14 protein-coding genes and 2 pseudogenes are annotated in these 16,584 nt (G+C 45.2%); 6 read left to right on the forward strand and 10 right to left on the reverse strand.

Annotated features, from left to right (window positions below; genetic code table 11):
• The first annotated feature begins 123 nt into the window (after window positions 1-123).
• On the forward strand, window positions 124-1,551 hold the full coding sequence (gene lpdA / locus VOR_RS0109855) for a dihydrolipoyl dehydrogenase (RefSeq protein WP_010319542.1): 1,428 nt from the start codon (window positions 124-126) through the stop codon (window positions 1,549-1,551).
• Between the two features lie 81 nt (window positions 1,552-1,632).
• Here the strand turns inward: lpdA and VOR_RS0109860 are convergent, their stop codons facing one another.
• Window positions 1,633-2,271: a LuxR/HapR/OpaR family quorum-sensing transcriptional regulator gene (locus tag VOR_RS0109860; protein ID WP_010319543.1), complete on the reverse strand. Its 639-nt coding sequence runs from the start codon at window positions 2,269-2,271 to the stop codon at window positions 1,633-1,635.
• Window positions 2,272-2,638: 367 nt separating this feature from the next.
• Here VOR_RS0109860 and hpt point away from each other — a divergent pair, with 367 nt between their 5' ends.
• Complete coding sequence (gene hpt, locus VOR_RS0109865) at window positions 2,639-3,169, forward strand: hypoxanthine phosphoribosyltransferase (RefSeq protein ID WP_010319544.1); 531 nt, start codon at window positions 2,639-2,641, stop codon at window positions 3,167-3,169.
• An 87-nt stretch (window positions 3,170-3,256) separates the two neighbouring features.
• Here hpt and can read toward each other — a convergent pair whose 3' ends face one another.
• Window positions 3,257-3,925: a carbonate dehydratase gene (can, locus tag VOR_RS0109870; protein WP_010319545.1), complete on the reverse strand. Its 669-nt coding sequence runs from the start codon at window positions 3,923-3,925 to the stop codon at window positions 3,257-3,259.
• 249 nt (window positions 3,926-4,174) lie between these two features.
• Between can and VOR_RS17845 the strand changes: the two are divergent.
• From VOR_RS17845 to VOR_RS0109885, 3 genes and pseudogenes are all read left to right on the forward strand, one after another.
• Window positions 4,175-5,843: pseudogene (locus tag VOR_RS17845) on the forward strand (SulP family inorganic anion transporter).
• A gap of 141 nt (window positions 5,844-5,984) precedes the next feature.
• Window positions 5,985-6,905: an ABC transporter ATP-binding protein gene (locus VOR_RS0109880; protein WP_010319546.1), complete on the forward strand. Its 921-nt coding sequence runs from the start codon at window positions 5,985-5,987 to the stop codon at window positions 6,903-6,905.
• A 5-nt stretch (window positions 6,906-6,910) separates the two neighbouring features.
• Complete coding sequence (locus tag VOR_RS0109885) at window positions 6,911-7,681, forward strand: ABC transporter permease (RefSeq protein ID WP_010319547.1); 771 nt, start codon at window positions 6,911-6,913, stop codon at window positions 7,679-7,681.
• A gap of 241 nt (window positions 7,682-7,922) precedes the next feature.
• Here VOR_RS0109885 and VOR_RS17850 read toward each other — a convergent pair.
• A pseudogene (locus VOR_RS17850) lies at window positions 7,923-8,834 on the reverse strand (LysR substrate-binding domain-containing protein).
• A gap of 109 nt (window positions 8,835-8,943) precedes the next feature.
• Between VOR_RS17850 and VOR_RS0109895 the strand changes: the two are divergent.
• Entirely contained in the window at window positions 8,944-10,269 is a 1,326-nt protein-coding gene (locus VOR_RS0109895; RefSeq protein WP_010319548.1) for a 6-phospho-beta-glucosidase, read from the forward strand.
• 333 nt (window positions 10,270-10,602) lie between these two features.
• On the opposite strand, the gene panC is transcribed toward VOR_RS0109895, so the two are convergent.
• The 7 genes from panC to sfsA form a co-directional block, all read right to left on the reverse strand.
• A complete protein-coding gene (gene panC / locus VOR_RS0109900) occupies window positions 10,603-11,484 on the reverse strand; it encodes a pantoate--beta-alanine ligase (RefSeq protein WP_010319549.1) in 882 nt (293 codons plus the stop codon).
• Between the two features lie 11 nt (window positions 11,485-11,495).
• Window positions 11,496-12,290 carry a 3-methyl-2-oxobutanoate hydroxymethyltransferase gene (panB, locus tag VOR_RS0109905; RefSeq protein WP_010319550.1) on the reverse strand — a complete coding sequence of 265 codons (795 nt, stop codon included), beginning with the start codon at window positions 12,288-12,290 and terminating at the stop codon, window positions 11,496-11,498.
• A complete protein-coding gene (gene folK, locus VOR_RS0109910) occupies window positions 12,290-12,796 on the reverse strand; it encodes a 2-amino-4-hydroxy-6-hydroxymethyldihydropteridine diphosphokinase (protein ID WP_010319551.1) in 507 nt (168 codons plus the stop codon). The genes panB and folK overlap by 1 nt, the downstream gene beginning before the upstream one ends.
• Window positions 12,793-14,154: a polynucleotide adenylyltransferase PcnB gene (gene pcnB / locus VOR_RS0109915; protein WP_026028232.1), complete on the reverse strand. Its 1,362-nt coding sequence runs from the start codon at window positions 14,152-14,154 to the stop codon at window positions 12,793-12,795. The genes folK and pcnB overlap by 4 nt, the downstream gene beginning before the upstream one ends.
• A 107-nt stretch (window positions 14,155-14,261) precedes the next feature.
• Window positions 14,262-15,131: a tRNA glutamyl-Q(34) synthetase GluQRS gene (gene gluQRS / locus VOR_RS0109920; protein ID WP_010319553.1), complete on the reverse strand. Its 870-nt coding sequence runs from the start codon at window positions 15,129-15,131 to the stop codon at window positions 14,262-14,264.
• Between the two features lie 92 nt (window positions 15,132-15,223).
• On the reverse strand, window positions 15,224-15,670 hold the full coding sequence (gene dksA, locus VOR_RS0109925) for an RNA polymerase-binding protein DksA (protein ID WP_010319554.1): 447 nt from the start codon (window positions 15,668-15,670) through the stop codon (window positions 15,224-15,226).
• Between the two features lie 139 nt (window positions 15,671-15,809).
• Window positions 15,810-16,550: a DNA/RNA nuclease SfsA gene (gene sfsA, locus VOR_RS0109930; RefSeq protein ID WP_010319555.1), complete on the reverse strand. Its 741-nt coding sequence runs from the start codon at window positions 16,548-16,550 to the stop codon at window positions 15,810-15,812.
• Window positions 16,551-16,584 lie beyond the last annotated feature (34 nt).

The raw sequence follows: 16,584 nt of genomic DNA on the forward strand, positions 1-16,584 counted from the left end.
TCGTTTTAATTCATTTGTTTTAAGTAATTGGCTCAGTCATGGGTTTAATTCATTGGATTAAACACTAAAAACAACGAGAACACCCACTCAGCCTGTTAGGGATAATGACTACAAGAGGTCAAAATGAGCAAAGAAATCAAAGCCCAAGTCGTCGTACTTGGTGCCGGTCCTGCTGGTTACTCCGCTGCATTCCGCTGTGCAGACTTAGGTCTTGAAACAGTAATTGTTGAACGCTATAGCACCCTTGGCGGTGTGTGTTTGAACGTGGGTTGTATCCCATCAAAAGCGTTGCTGCACGTTGCAAAAGTTATCGAAGAAGCGAAAGCATTGGCCCAGCACGGTATTGTGTTTGGTGAACCACAAACGGACATCGATAAAATCCGCCTTTGGAAAGAAAAAGTTATCAACCAGTTAACGGGCGGTCTTGGCGGCATGGCGAAGATGCGCAAAGTGACTGTCGTGAACGGTTTCGGCAAATTTACTGGCCCTAACGCCATTGAAGTTGAAGGTGAAGACGGTAAAACCGTGGTTAACTTTGATAACGCCATTGTTGCAGCTGGCTCTCGTCCAATTAAACTACCATTCATTCCTCATGAAGACCCACGCATTTGGGATTCAACGGATGCACTTGAACTGAAAGAAGTTCCTGGAAAACTGTTGATCATGGGTGGTGGTATCATCGGTCTAGAAATGGCGACGGTTTACCACTCGCTAGGTTCTAAGATTGATGTGGTTGAGATGTTTGACCAACTTATCCCAGCGGCGGATAAAGACATGGTTAAAGTCTACACCAAACGTATCAAAGACAAATTTAACCTGATGCTTGAAACCAAAGTAACCGCTGTTGAAGCAAAAGAAGATGGTATCTACGTTTCAATGGAAGGCAAAAAAGCACCAGCGCAAGCTGAGCGTTATGATGCCGTTCTTGTTGCTATCGGCCGCGTACCAAACGGTAAGCTGATGGATGCTGAAAAAGCAGGTATTGAAGTGGATGAGCGCGGCTTTATCAATGTTGATAAGCAAATGCGTACTAACGTTCCTCATATCTTCGCGATCGGTGATATCGTTGGTCAACCAATGTTGGCGCACAAAGGTGTGCATGAAGGCCACGTAGCGGCAGAAGTAATATCTGGTAAGAAGCACTACTTCGATCCTAAAGTTATCCCTTCAATTGCGTACACTGAGCCAGAAGTGGCTTGGGTTGGTAAAACTGAAAAAGAAGCCAAAGCAGAAGGCATTAACTACGAAGTCGCGACATTCCCATGGGCTGCTTCTGGCCGTGCTATCGCTTCTGATTGTGCTGATGGTATGACTAAGCTTATCTTTGATAAAGAGACTCACCGCGTGATTGGTGGCGCTATCGTTGGTACTAACGGCGGCGAACTGCTTGGTGAAATCGGTTTGGCTATCGAGATGGGCTGTGATGCAGAAGATATCGCTTTGACGATTCACGCTCACCCAACGTTACATGAATCGGTAGGCCTTGCTGCGGAAGTATTTGAAGGCACGATTACTGATCTGCCAAACGCAAAAGCGAAAAAGAAAAAGTAACTTCAACGCTGATGCGTTAAATTGCTAGTTAGTTAAATAGTAAAAACCGCTGAATTCAGCGGTTTTTTTATTGCTTATGATTCAAAGACTAGCGAAGTTAAGCCTAGTGATCTTTTTATAGATGCAGAGCATGCTGAGGTAGCTTTTCACAAGAGCATTCATGCTATCTTCATCTCGTACGCGATTTGCTTGTACAAATAGCGAGTAGAAGATGCCAAGAAAGAGCGTAGCAAGATGTTCTGGATCATGTTGATCGCACACTTCGCCACGTTCAATCGCTTTGATGAACATATTCTGCACCAAAAGTTGATTAGTACGGTTGGTGGAGACAAAAAGTGGCCACACTTCTTCGCGCGTTGAAGCGCTCCATTCAAACCATACTTTTAACCAGTGACAATCCTCAATGACTAGGCTAATCATCTCAGTGGTTAGGTTGGTTAAGTTATCTTTCGCATGTAAATCTAGGTCAATATTGTCTGCGAGGAAATTTGAAAACTGACGTACAACATGGGTGAGGACGTCGTCGACTAAATCTTCGCGGGTTGGAAAGTAGTTAAAGACAGTGGCTACTAAAACTTGGGCGATTTCAGCAATATCTGCGTGACCACCTCGGCCTATTCCCCGTGTAGCAAACACTTCAAGAGCGATCTCCATCAGTTGAAGTTTGCGTTTTTGTGGTGATAAGCGAGTTCTGTGGCGTTTTTCTATCGATGTTTCCATGAGTTGTTAATCCTTGCCAATGACTGTTGAATTGAGTTTTTCACTCTAATGATTATTTTGTTAGTTGCTTTAAAGCTTTATGAGTGTACTGCTGCATATGGTTGAGGTCAACGTTTCTAGTTTGTTTTTTGTGCGATCGTGTTAAATTCCATCGGATTCAATGTGTTTTATTGTACGTTTTATTGATGTGGTGTATTTGTTGTGGGCCTCGCCGCTAGTAAGAGCTTTATTTCATCATATCCAGAGTGTTGCTAATTATTTAACTATCCTGTGTGGCAGTGGTACTATACGCGCCAAGCTAGTTACGCGACGCCATCATGAAACTGCGATGATCGTAGCGTGTCGCATCACCCGAAAAGAGAACAGTATGAAACATACAGTTGAAGTGATGATTTCTGAGCAAGTGGTTCAGGAACGAATTCGTGAATTAGGCAAACAAATCACAGAGCATTACCAAGGTAGTGAAGATCTGGTGCTGGTGGGCTTGTTACGTGGCTCATTTGTTTTCATGGCAGACTTAGCTCGCGCGATCGATTTAGTTCATCAAGTCGATTTTATGACCGCGTCAAGCTATGGCAACACGATGCAAAGCTCACGAGATGTGCGTATTCTGAAAGATCTGGATGATGACATTAAAGGCAAAGATGTGCTGCTGGTAGAGGACATTATTGATACGGGTAATACGCTGAACAAAGTAAAAGAAATTTTGTCTTTGCGTGAACCTAAATCGATTCACATCTGTACTTTACTGGATAAACCTTCACGCCGTGAAGTACCTGTAGAGGTCAAGTGGATCGGTTTTGAAATCCCAGATGAATTTGTTGTGGGCGTAGGTATCGACTACGCGCAAAAATATCGTCACCTACCTTACATTGGTAAAGTTGTGCCGCAAGCGTAATTTTGCCAGCGATAATAGAATGCCCACTAAAATAGTGGGCATTGTGCATTTTTAGGTGTTGCTTTTAACGGTAATTAACACGCGATGTTATCGACACAGTAATTTATGCTGTGAATTAAGGATTTTTTCCATCGCTTTTTGATAGGTGTCGTTGACTCGCTCACGTGAATCGCAGCGAACGCCTAAGTATTCCAAACGTCCATCTTCAATACCGTAGACCACGCCATGCAACTCGACATCTTGGCCGCGCTCCCATGCGTTTTGCAGTACGGTTGAGTTACCTAAATTATACACTTGCTCGGCAACGTTGATTTCGCACAATTTGTCGGCTTTATCTTGTTCTGGCATTGCATCTAAGTAGGTACGGTGTTTAAGGTATAAGTCACGCACGTGCAGTAACCAGTTGTTGATCAAGCCCAGCGGTGGGTTATCAATCGCTGCGTTGACGCCACCGCAGTCATAGTGCCCGCAGATGATGATGTGCTTGACCTTCAGTACGTCAACCGCGTACTGCACCACAGAAAGGCAGTTAAGGTCAGTGTGAATCACTTGGTTTGCAACGTTGCGGTGTACAAATAGCTCACCAGAATAAAGCCCAGTCAAACGCTCGGCCGGAACTCGGCTATCAGAACAACCAATCCATAGAAAATCTGGGTCTTGCCCACGAGCGAGTTTTGCAAAGTACTCTGGGCGCTCAGCCTTTATTGATTCAGACCAACGTGAGTTATTTTCAAAAAGCTGTTTCAGTTCTGGCATATCACTTCCCTTAAAAATAGTGCAACCGCATCATAGTAATGCGCAAGAATAGGCCTTACTATACACAATGTTACAATTCCGTTCTCTTATAAAATGACAAAACACTCACTCATCTGACGAGTTTTCCTAGTAAAAAAATTAAACTGCTTCCATCGCTATTTGGATGGTCAACAGAGAATCAAACACATGTAAACTAATGGTTAATGATTAGAATGATGATTTGCTACAGTGAGACAACCTATTTTGAGTATGAGGAAAAGCATTGTGTTTAGAGGCCGTTTTGCCGATATCGACCTAAAAGGGGACGTCTTTGGTGGCGTCACAACCGCGATTATTTCACTGCCCCTTGCCTTGGCTTTTGGTGTGGCGTCTGGTGCGGGTGCAGAAGCAGGGCTTTGGGGAGCAATATTGGTGGGGCTGTTTGCTGCCTTGTTTGGTGGTTCATCTACATTAATTTCTGAACCCACTGGGCCAATGACGGTCATTATGACGGCCATTTTAACCAGTATGGTGGCGCGTTATCCTGAGGCAGGGCTTGCAGTCAGCTTTACGGTTGTCATGATGGCTGGGGCTTTTCAGATTTTACTCGGTACCCTAAAGCTTGGGAAATACATCACCTTAATGCCCTATAGCGTGATTTCAGGTTTTATGTCGGGGATCGGGGTGATTTTGATTATCCTGCAGTTGTCACCGCTGCTTGGTCAGGCAGCTCCCGCTGGGGGAGTGATGGGAACGTTAACCGCGTTGCCCGAGATCATTAGCCAGATGAAGTTCAGTGAGCTCTTTCTTGGTTTGTTAACCTTAGGCATTTTATTTTTTCTCCCGGCTCAATATCGCAAACAAGTGCCCGTTCAGTTGATTGCGTTAGTTGGGGTGACGCTTATTTCAGTACTGTTATTTGATAGCGATGAGATCCGCCGTATTGGCGTGATCCCTGCAGGCTTACCCTCTTTTGTTATCCCAACCTTTAATGCCGAGATGTTCACCACCATGGTGATTGACGCTTTAGTACTCGGTACGCTCGGCTGCATTGATACGTTGCTCACCGCGGTAATTGGCGATTCTCTAACGCGTAAAGAGCATGATTCCGATAAAGAACTGCGAGGGCAAGGGCTCGCCAATATGATAGCAGGGCTATTTGGGGCGTTGCCGGGTGCTGGCGCAACTATGGGTACGGTGACCAATATTCAGGTCGGCGCGCGTTCTCCTCTGTCGGGTGTAGTTCGTGCTTTAGTATTAGCCTTAGTGGTGTTGGTGGCGGGAGGCTTAACCGAACCGATTCCAATGGCGGTATTGGCAGGGATTGCGGTGTATGTTGGTTTCAATATTCTTGATTGGAGCTTTATCCAACGCGCGCATAAAGTGAGTGTGCAGGGGATGGCCATCATGTATGGCGTGATGCTGTTAACTGTCTTTGTCGATTTGATTGTTGCGGTTGGTTTGGGCGTTTTTATCTCAAATATTTTGATCATAGAACGCTTGAGCCGCGAGCAAGCTCGCCAAGTGAAAGCCATTAGTGATGCTGATGAAAACGATGTGCCATTGACTGACAGCGAACGAGCTTTATTGGATCAAGCCAATGGTAAGGTGCTGTTTTTTTATTCTCTCAGGGACGATGATTTTTAGTGTATCTAAAGCGATCGCTCGCCAGCATAATCACATCAGTGACTATGAAGCGATGATTTTAGATCTTACTGATGTACCTATGATTGATGTGACGGTTGGGCTTGCTTTAGAAAACGCGATTAATGATGCCTTAGATGCCCACTGCGCGGTCTACTTACTTTGCCCAAATGTGCACACCAAACAGCAACTGGAAAAGTTTCATATTTTGGATTTGGTGCCAACCGAGCAGACTTTTTCGTTTCGTTATGAAGCGCTCAATGCTGCGGTTAAGCAGGTAGCCCAAAATCGTTAAGCGTTAAGCTTGTGCAAGAATGAATTACGCAGATCGCTGGATCTGCGTTTTTTTATTTTATCAATTTCTAATATTGGGTTGAAAAACGCGAGCCTTAGCAGCACATTGGATAGGTTAACATCACAAAGAGTGATCCGTGGAATGTACGCATTAGAAATAGAACAATTACGAAAAACTTACGCTGGTGGGTTTGAGGCCCTAAAAGGGGTGAGTTTACAGGTTGAAAAAGGCGATTTTTACGCACTGCTTGGGCCCAATGGGGCCGGGAAATCAACCACCATTGGCATTATCTCTTCGCTGGTCAATAAAACCTCTGGCACCGTTAAAGTGTTTGGTTTTGATATTGATAAAGATCTTGAACTGGCCAAACAACACATTGGTTTAGTGCCGCAGGAGTTCAACTTCAACCAGTTTGAAACGGTTGAGCAAATAGTGCTGCAGCAAGCTGGGTATTACGGCGTGACGAAAGCGTTAGCGAAAGAGAGGGCAGAGAAGTACCTCTCAAAACTCGATTTGTGGGAAAAACGTAAAGAGCGTGCGCGTAATCTTTCTGGTGGTATGAAACGCCGTTTGATGATTGCTCGAGCCTTAATGCATGAACCTAAGTTACTGATTTTAGATGAACCAACCGCCGGTGTGGATATTGAACTGCGCCGTTCGATGTGGGAGTTCTTAACCGAAATTAACGCGCAAGGGATCACCATTATCTTAACCACGCACTATTTAGAAGAAGCGGAGATGCTGTGCCGCAATATCGGCATTATTAACCGAGGTGAGCTTATTGAAAATACCTCGATGAAGGATTTGCTGGCCAAATTACAGCTCGAAACTTTTATTTTAGATATCGCAGAGAATTCTCCGCCAGTGCCACAACTCAGTGGTGTGATCTCGCAGACCATGCTCAACGGTTCGTTACAAATTGAGTTGGAGAAAACGAAAGGGCTAAATTCAGTCTTTTCACAGTTAACAGAACAGGGAATTACGGTGCTTTCGATGCGCAACAAAGCGAACCGCCTTGAAGAGCTGTTTGTCAGCATTGTTCAACAGCAAAGCCGAGGATAATCATGATGTATCGTTTATATTGGACGGCTTTTTGCAGTTTGTTGACTAAAGAAATCAACCGTTTTACGCGTATTTGGGTGCAAACCTTAGTACCCCCAGCCATCACCATGACGCTCTATTTCATTATTTTTGGCAACCTAATTGGTTCGCGTATTGGCCAGATGAACGGCTTTAGCTATATGGAATATATTGTCCCGGGCTTAATCATGATGTCGGTGATCACTAACTCATACTCGAACGTCGCCTCTTCTTTCTTTAGTGCGAAGTTTCAAAAAAACATCGAAGAGTTGTTAGTTGCGCCTGTCCCTAACTATGTCATTATCGCCGGATTTGTGATGGGTGGGGTAGTGCGTGGCTTGCTGGTGGGCACGATAGTAACCCTGGTGTCGCTGTTCTTTGTTGATCTCAAGGTGGATCATTGGGGGATTATTGCGGCGACGGTTTTTCTCACCTCTGTTGTGTTCGCTTTAGGTGGCATGATTAACGCCATTTTTGCTAAAACCTTTGATGACATTTCGATTATTCCTACCTTTGTATTGACGCCATTAACCTACTTAGGTGGGGTGTTTTATTCGATCAGCCTATTGCCTGACTTTTGGCAAGCGGTATCGAAAATCAACCCAATCGTCTACATGGTTAATGCCTTCCGTTACGGTTTTCTTGGTGTGTCGGATGTGGGAATTGTTACCTCGTTCAGTGTGCTTGGTATTTTTGTAGTGGCCCTGTATGGCGTTGCGCATTATCTGGTTTCGCGTGGTATCGGGTTAAGGACTTAATAGTTCCTCCCCCTTTTAGGGGGAGGCTAGGAGGGGGTTCACCCCCCTAACCCTCCCCTTGAAGGGGAGGGAATTAGTTTTGTGATCGTTGGGAGTAAGCCATTAATGACAAGGGATGCAGTTTGCTAAAATAGTTTTTGTCCCATTATCATTTTCGCTCATTACAGCAATATTCACTCTGGTTGGTAATTATCATAAATAAAAAGTTATCCATCAGCCTTATCGACCTGAAGTCGGGAAATTAGTCATCTATTGTTGCCACTTTTTCTTTAAGCCATTGTGAAAATGCACTAAATCTTGGGCGGACTTCATGTCCTTTGGGACATATCAAATCATAGCCAAACCCTGAAGGCACACGTTTGAACGGAGCAATCAGTTCTCCGGAGTCCAGATAGGGTTTTATCAAATAGTAACGGCCCATCGCGATTCCCATCGATTGTCTAGCTGCAACCATGGTTAACTCTTCATGATTGAACACATATTTACGTTGCAAAATACTGATATCTCGCCCCGTATGTGTTAACCAGAGTTGCCATTCCGCTAATGGTGATAAAAACTCTAACGACTCAGTACAGTGTAGGAAACAAGCTTCACGCAACCGACTATCATCATTAAGTAGGTTGAACTTTTGTGCATATTCTGGCGTACAAACGGGGGTAAGGTATTCATCAAAAAGGCGGTAATGATAGAAATCTGCATGTGTGTTGTCACCATAATATATAGCGAGATCAACCGGCTGATTTTGAAAGTCTAACTTGCTGGCTTTGACCCGGATCTTAACGTCAAGATGTGGATACATAGCCTGAAACTCCGCTAAACGGGGAACTAACCATGCATGAGCGAACGTTGGGGCTGCGCCCAAATATAGCTCCCCACGAAGTTCGTTGAAGCGAATGTCTTCAATCTCCGCAAACAGGTTATCAAGCGAATAGGTCAATGTTGCCAGAATACGTTTCCCTTCGTCTGTCATTTCTAACTTACGAGTGAGTCGCACAAATAGCTTGAATCCCAGATCTTATTCCAGCTTTTTGATTCGCTGACTGACTGCCCCTTGTGTTAAGCACAACTCTTCTGCTGCCAGAGTAAAGCTCAGAAACTTTGCTACCACACTAAAAGTATAAAGGTGAGCAAGCAGGTGTTCTTTATGTTCCATATTCAGCCTATGTATTATTTTGGCTAATGCATGTGGGCGATTATTTAGTTTGTTAAACCTTATGTATTAGCATGAAATTAGCACAGCTTATCCAGACGAGGAAATAGAAATGGACAAACAACTAAAAATTACTGTGATCGGTGGCGGCTCTAGTTATACCCCCGAGTTAATTGAAGGCTTACTAAAACGTAAAAATGAACTGCCAATTGGTGAACTGTGGTTAGTCGACATCGAAGATGGTCGGGAAAAAGTGGATATTATTGCAGGCTTGGCTCGCCGAATGATCAAAAAGGAAGGATTGAATATTGAGGTCCATGTGTCGCTGGACCGACGTCCGGCTCTTGAAAATGCTGATTTCGTCTGCTCTCAGTTTCGAGCGGGCTGTCTGGAAGGCCGTATTAGGGACGAACGTATCTCTCTCAAATATGGCATGATTGGTCAGGAGACCAACGGACTCGGTGGTTTTGCTAATGCGTGCCGCACAATCCCCATCACTTTGGAAATTTGCCGAGACATGGAAGAGCTGTGCCCTGATGCCTGGCTACTGAATTTTACCAACCCATCGGGTATGGTGACTGAAGCGGTTCTTAAGCATACCAAGGTCAAAGCGGTTGGCTTGTGCAATGTTCCTGTCATCATGCAAAAAGGCATTGCACAAATACTGAAAGCTAGAGAAGACGATTTTATAATGCAAGTCGCCGGATTAAACCACCTCATTTGGGCACGTAAGATTTTGCACGAAGGGCAAGACAAACTGGACTACGTGATGAATGAAATTCTCAGTGGTAACGATCCTTTAGTGCCTGCAAACATTCCTCCATTTAAGTGGCCAAAGGATTTGCTACAAGATATGGGGATGATTCCTTGTGCTTACCTGCGTTATTACTACACCAGTGACGATATCATGAAGCAGGAACAACACGAAGCCGATGGTGACGGGACTCGTGGGGAAGTGGTTAAGGCGATGGAAAAACGTCTATTTGATATCTATAAAAATCCAGATTTGGCAGAAAAGCCTAAAGAGTTGGAAAAACGAGGCGGTCAGTATTATTCAGAAGCGGCTTGTGAACTAATGGCATCAATCTATAATGACAAACGTACCATCATGCATGTCAATACGCGTAATAACGGTGCGATTAGTGGGTTACCTGATGATTGCGCAGTCGAAGTCAGCTCCTTGATCACCAAAAATGGTCCACTACCTCTTAATGTTGCGCCATTCCCAAGTGATACTTTGCGACTTATTCAGTTAATGAAAGAGTTTGAAACTCTGACTGTTGAAGCAGCAGTCACAGGTAACTTGGTTGCGGCTAAACGTGGCCTGATATTGAACCCTATAGTTGACACGGGAACCGTACTGGATGAAGCATTGAAAGAAACAGTGAAAGAGAATCTGGACTATATGCCTCAATTTCACTGGATGTTTGAAGATTAATTGGTAAATTCGTGCAAATGACCACTGACTGTAAGAACAGTGGTCATTTACCTTTTAAGATACTAAAAGTTATCCAAGGGTTAGGAGCATACGTTGTAAACGTAGCACAGAGTTGTCCAAAAATGAGCTAGAAATTAATCTCTATTTATTATTGTCATTTCGTCAATCTTAGTAGTAGCGAACCTCAAAAATGATCAAACTATATTGTTCTCCGACAATCGCGTTCGACTCAGTTAAATAACGAGACAAAAAAGGTCGCTCCTTATGGGCGACCTTTGCAATATAGGGTTTTGAAGTGAGAATGAGTCATCACTTCATCACTTGAAATAGCAATTACTCTTCTTCAGGGTCCGCTTTCGTTTCGGCGCTAAATTCCAACACTTGGTTGTCGATTAAGCGTACTTTACCCAGAAATGCCGATACTAAGATCACCGCTTGTGTGGTCTCATTCGAGATCAGTTGCAGCGTTTTGGCATCGCGAATAAACAACTCATCAGGTTGTAGCCCAGCAGCGCGCAATTGGTCACTGGCATCTTCAATGATCGACGCGTAATCGTCGCGGCCACCACGCAGTGCACTGCTTATCCAACGCATGGTGCGAGCAAGGACAGGCGCACGTTGGCGTTCATCTAACGTCAGCAGCCCGTTACGTGAACTCATCGCCAAGCCATCCATTTCACGGACGGTAGGGACGCCGACAATCTCGATATCCATACAAAGATCGCTGACCATTTGGCGGATCACCGCTAACTGTTGAAAATCTTTTTCACCAAAACAGGCAACATTCGGCTGCACTATGTTGAACAGCTTAGCGACTATGGTTGCAACGCCACGGAAATGCCCTGGTCTTGATGCGCCTTCGAGCATATGAGAAAGCCCCGGTACTTCAACAAAGGTCTGTTTTTCTAATCCTTGCGGGTACATTATTTCTGGGGTTGGGGTAAAGACCAAATCAACCGCTTCCGCGTTGAGTTTACTTAAGTCTTCATCCAGTGTTCTCGGGTAGTTATTTAAGTCATCCGCGCGGTCAAATTGCATCGGGTTAACAAAAATACTGACCACGACCACATTGCCCTCTTCACGTGCTTTACGCACTAGGGTTAAGTGGCCTTCATGTAAATTGCCCATGGTCGGCACAAAAGCGACTCGGCGGCCTTCACGCTTATACTGTTTGATCTGCTCGCGAAGAGCTGAAATGTCAGCAAAAGTTTGCATGAATATCTCCTTTAGGCGATGGTATGAGCGTCATCAGGGAAAGCGGCACTTTCTACATCTGCGATGTATTTTGCAACGGCTTTACGCATATCCCCTGTTTCAGCAAGAAAGTTTTTCGAGAATTTTGGCATGTAATTCGCCGAAATTCCGAACATATCGTGCATTACTAGAATTTGTCCATCGGTCACGTTACCTGCGCCAATGCCAATCACTGGCACATCAAGCACTTCGGTAATTCGCGCTGCTAGGCTGGCCGGTACACACTCTAATAACACAATTTGTGCGCCCGCTTCTTGGAGCGCCAACGCGTCTTTGACCATTCGGTCTGCTTTTTCTTGGTCGCGGCCTTGGACTTTATAGCCACCAAAAATATTGACCGATTGTGGTGTTAAACCAAGGTGTGCGCAAACCGGAACCGCGCGTTCAGTCAGCATTTTCACCGTCTCGACCAGCCAATCACCACCTTCGATTTTGACCATATTTGCACCCGCTTGCATCAATTTAGCGGCGCTTTCACAGGCTTGTTGTGGTGTGGCATAGCTCATAAAAGGCATATCAGCCATCAATAAACAGTTAGGGCTACCGGCACGCACGCTGCGTGTGTGGTAGGCAATCTCTTCGACGGTGACGGGTAGGGTATCTGTGTGACCTTGTAGCACCATGCCTAGAGAATCACCCACTAATAATACAGGCATCTCTTGGCTTTCAAAAAGCTGAGCAAAGCTTGCGTCATACGCGGTGACGGTTGCAAATTTACGACCTTGTTGTTTCCATTGGATCAGATCGTTTATGGTGATTTTTTTCATTAAATGTCCTTACGAGGCGCTGACGAGTGCCAAATACCGAGCCCGTTACGTTCGACGAGCGGTAACAGTTGATTGAGCTCAGTCCCATCAGGGAGTTGTAAACTTGGTGCAATTTCGGCGAGCGGATAGAGCACGAATTCACGTACTTTCATTCCGTAGTGAGGAATGGTCAATCGCTCGGAATCGATCACCTCATTGCCGTAAAGAAGAATATCCAGATCGAGCGTTCTTGGCCCCCAACGTTCTTCTTTGCGAACTCGCCCTTGCTCTAACTCGATATTTTGGGTGCAATCGAGCAGCTCAAGTGGCGTTAAATCGGTTTCTATCGCAACCACCGCATTGATGTAATCGGGCTGGTTTTGTGGCCCCATCGGTGTACTACTGTACAAGGATGAGGCGCTTAAAAATCGAGAGTGTGGCAAACATTTCAAGGCTTCAATGGCCTGCTTAGCTTGCGCGATTGGGTCGCCTAAATTACTGCCAACAGCAATATAAACGAGAATCATGATTCTGGGCGGCTCTTTTTATTACGTGGGCTTCTGCGGCGGCGTACATTCGGCTTGTTACTTGCGCCACTTTCCAAATCATTTGCCATCGCTTGGCGCATATCTCGCCCGGCGCTTTCAAACGTTGTCCACCAGTCAGCCAGCTTCTTAGTCTCTCCGCCTTCGATCTCGCCACGCATTTGTAGAAAATCAAAACCCGCTCGGAATTTGTTGAGCTCCATAAGGCGGAAGGCGCGTTTCCCATTGCGACGTGGTAAGCGCAACTGCAATTGCCAAATTTCGCGAATTGTCGCGGTATGACGACGAGGTATGGCAAGGGTTTTCACCACTTGGTCAAGGATGAGGTTACTCGCTTCCATGACGGCGTCGTAATAGGCGAAATTACGCTGCTGCATTAACGCATCAGCCAGTTTCACCGTCGGGTACCAGAACATGGCAGCAAACATGAAGGCTGGGTTGATGCGTTTACCTTCTTCAATACGCAGGTCGGTTGAATCTAAGACCAGATCCAACATCTGTTCTGTGTGCGAGTCGTAGTCTGGAGTGAACTCTTGAGCTATCACAGGGAACAACTGCTGGAACAGGTTGTACTCACGCATTAAGTGGTAGGTTTCTAAACCGTGGCCAGTTTGCAGCATCTTTAGCGATTCTTCGTACAAACGTGCCGCAGGAATATCTTGCAGTAAAGGAGCAAGATGTTCGATTGGGTCGGCTGTTTCTTCTTCGATATCGAAATCGAGCTTGGCCGCAAAACGAATCGCACGCAACATGCGCACTGGGTCTTCACGGTAGCGCGTTTCAGGATCGCCAATTAAGCGGATGAGCTTATCTTCTAAGTCGTCCATGCCGCCAGCATAATCATGAATGCTGTAATCACCGATGTTGTAATACATGGCGTTAATCGTGAAGTCCCGGCGTTCAGCATCTTCATCAATAGTGCCGTAGACGTTATCACGCAGCAGCATACCCGCTTCAGATTGTGCTGAGACGTTTTGGCTCGGCTCTTGATGGTGTCCACGGAAAGTCGCCACTTCCACTACGTCGCGGCCAAACATGATGTGCGCTAAGCGAAAGCGACGGCCGATCAAGCGGCAGTTGCGAAACTGTTGGCGTATTTGCTCTGGTGTGGCATTAGTGGCGATATCAAAATCTTTTGGTGTCTCACCTAATAGTAGGTCGCGTACTCCACCACCGACTAAATAGGCGTCAAAACCTGCGCCATGAAGTCGGTATAGCACCTTGAGCGCATTATCGCTGATTTGCTTGCGCGAAATATTGTGTTCATCACGAGTGATAATATTTAGAGCTAAGTCTTGGTAAACGCGATTTTCGCGTGGTGTATAGTCGTTTTTATTCATGTGCATCTGGCAATAATTGGTTTTTGCCAACCTTGCTTTGGTTATTTAAAGTGCCCGTTCGGGACGATTTTGCGGCTAATCATAGCGTAAGGATAGCCTTTTGAGAATCACGGTGTGATCTCGGTCTCCCGAGGGAGTTGTTCAACGTGCCAATTCTGACTGCCCCAAAAGATAATTTCATCGATGGAAGCGTCGCTAATCTCTTGTTTTATCTCAAACCCTAAAAAGCGCATTGCCTTAAGCAAGGTAGGTTTAGGATTTTGAATATCAATGGCAGTGGCATGATTCTGTTTGGATAATTTATTGCCATTACCATCCATCGCGAGCGGCAGGTGAAGGTAGCTTACCGGAGTTTTATGTAAGCAATGATACAAGCTGATTTGTCGTCCTGTTGGTTCAATTAAATCGGCTCCCCGCACCACTTCCGTCACTCCTTGATCGATATCATCAAGCACTACGGCAAGATTATAAGCAAATAAACCGTCACGTCGCTTAATGATGAAGTCTTCCTGTGCTAATGCTTTAGGAATGTGAATTTCGCCATGTTTTTGATCGAAAAATGACTCTACCGGTGTATCAACACGCAACCTAACCGCGCAATCTTCGGTTAATGTTGGTTTTTTATAGCGGCATGTACCGGGATAAAAGCCACCCATCTGTTTAATTTGTTTACGCGTGCAATCACAATAATAGGCTTGCCCTGATTCAAGCCAAGCCTCAATTTTATCTTGGTATAAAGAGTGGCGCTGGCTTTGATAAACCACCTCGCCATCCCAATGCAAACCATAGGCATCGATGGCTTGAAGGATCAGAGTGTCCGATCCCGGCATCTCTCTTGGAGGATCTAAATCTTCGATGCGAACTAGCCACTTACCTTGCTGTGATTTTGCTTGAAAGTAGCTACCAAGTGCAGCGATCAAAGAACCAAAATGAAGTGGGCCTGAAGGTGATGGGGCAAATCGGCCAATATAGTGCATTGCGATTCATCCAAGTTACAAGTTATTTGGGTATCGAGTGAAAACAAAAAGGGAGCTTTAGCTCCCTTTTTTAACACAAACAAAAGCTAAGATTAACCTTGCATCTGTTTTTCTTTAAGTTCGGCTAGCGTTTTGCAGTCAATGCAAAGGTCTGCCGTTGGGCGAGCCTCTAATCGACGAACACCGATTTCAACGCCACAAGATTCACAAAAACCAAAATCATCTTCTTCAATTTTGCTTAATGTTTTTTCAATTTTCTTGATCAAACGACGTTCACGGTCACGGTTACGCAATTCCAAGCTGAATTCTTCTTCTTGAGAAGCGCGATCAACGGGATCGGGAAAGTTTGCCGCTTCATCTTGCATATGGTGAACGGTACGTTCAACTTCTTCACGAAGTTGGTTGCGCCAAGCACTTAAAATTTTTGTAAAGTGAGTTATTTGCTCAGGTGACATATATTCTTCACCTGGCTTTTCCTGATACGGCTCAACGCCTGCAATGGCTAGGATGCCTATCGCTTTTTTCTTCAATTCTGGCATGCAGCATCTCCTACTAACACCTAGTCAGCTGCGCGAGCAGCTAATTTTAGGCGGGTATCTATAGCAAAAAGATCTATAGGAGGCAAACACTCAATCGTAAACTTATTGTCAATGTGAACGCGCCATCAATTTTTTGTCGCTAATGGGCGAATTCTACAGTGTTAACGAGCTTGATTTCATTCCTTGAAAGTACAGCCTTGTAGCACAGTACTTCCACTCCTTCTTTTTGCGCTTGTTTCAATAATAGTGAATAGTTTGCGTCTATATGGAGTGCAGGCGAGACTTTTTCAATCCCTGAATGCAAAACAGCAAACAAAAGTACTGCTCTGCTTCCATTTTTTGCCATTTCCGTTAATTCACGCAAATGCTTTTGTCCACGCGTTGTGACGGTATCGGGGAAATAACCTTGTCCTGAATTGCAGGCGATATCGTCGAGTGGAGAGTAGCGCTCATCCAATAAGGTGACGCTTTTTACTTCTATATAGCACTTAGGTTTGGATGGTGATTTGAGCAAGATATCAATTCGGCTATTTTCTTGGCCGTAGCGCACTTCAGTTTGTAATTGCTCATAGCCTTGCAGCTCTTTGATGATGCCGTTTTGAATCGCTTCTACCGCCAGCGTATTCGCCCGAGCCGTATTGACGAAAATGCAGTGGCCTTGCTGGGTTTCAGTCAGCTCCCAACTGTGTGGGTATTTACGTTTAGGGTTGTCTGAGGTGGAGAACCAGACACGATTACCCGCCTCGGCGCAGCCCGTCATCGCGCCAGTATTGGCGCAGTGAATAGTCTCTTGTTGACCATCGGCAAACTCAATGTCGGCCAAAAAACGCTTGTAGCGTTTGAGTAAGGTCGCGGATCGAAGTGGAGGATTGAACTGCATTTATCTACTGTTTTTATGTACAATGTTGCCGCCA

The organism is Vibrio ordalii ATCC 33509, assembly GCA_000257205.1.
GTDB classification, from domain to species: Bacteria; Pseudomonadota; Gammaproteobacteria; order Enterobacterales; family Vibrionaceae; genus Vibrio; species Vibrio ordalii.

Coding starts and splice junctions, on each gene's coding strand:
- panB (WP_010319550.1), bottom strand. CDS start 12,290: ATGAAAAAAATCACCATAAACGATCTGATCCAATGGAAACAACAAGGT.
- VOR_RS0109860 (WP_010319543.1), bottom strand. CDS start 2,271: ATGGAAACATCGATAGAAAAACGCCACAGAACTCGCTTATCACCACAA.
- lpdA (WP_010319542.1), top strand. CDS start 124: ATGAGCAAAGAAATCAAAGCCCAAGTCGTCGTACTTGGTGCCGGTCCT.
- VOR_RS0109895 (WP_010319548.1), top strand. CDS start 8,944: ATGGACAAACAACTAAAAATTACTGTGATCGGTGGCGGCTCTAGTTAT.
- gluQRS (WP_010319553.1), bottom strand. CDS start 15,131: ATGCACTATATTGGCCGATTTGCCCCATCACCTTCAGGCCCACTTCAT.
- VOR_RS0109885 (WP_010319547.1), top strand. CDS start 6,911: ATGTATCGTTTATATTGGACGGCTTTTTGCAGTTTGTTGACTAAAGAA.
- hpt (WP_010319544.1), top strand. CDS start 2,639: ATGAAACATACAGTTGAAGTGATGATTTCTGAGCAAGTGGTTCAGGAA.
- pcnB (WP_026028232.1), bottom strand. CDS start 14,154: ATGAATAAAAACGACTATACACCACGCGAAAATCGCGTTTACCAAGAC.
- VOR_RS0109880 (WP_010319546.1), top strand. CDS start 5,985: ATGTACGCATTAGAAATAGAACAATTACGAAAAACTTACGCTGGTGGG.
- dksA (WP_010319554.1), bottom strand. CDS start 15,670: ATGCCAGAATTGAAGAAAAAAGCGATAGGCATCCTAGCCATTGCAGGC.
- can (WP_010319545.1), bottom strand. CDS start 3,925: ATGCCAGAACTGAAACAGCTTTTTGAAAATAACTCACGTTGGTCTGAA.
- sfsA (WP_010319555.1), bottom strand. CDS start 16,550: ATGCAGTTCAATCCTCCACTTCGATCCGCGACCTTACTCAAACGCTAC.
- folK (WP_010319551.1), bottom strand. CDS start 12,796: ATGATTCTCGTTTATATTGCTGTTGGCAGTAATTTAGGCGACCCAATC.
- panC (WP_010319549.1), bottom strand. CDS start 11,484: ATGCAAACTTTTGCTGACATTTCAGCTCTTCGCGAGCAGATCAAACAG.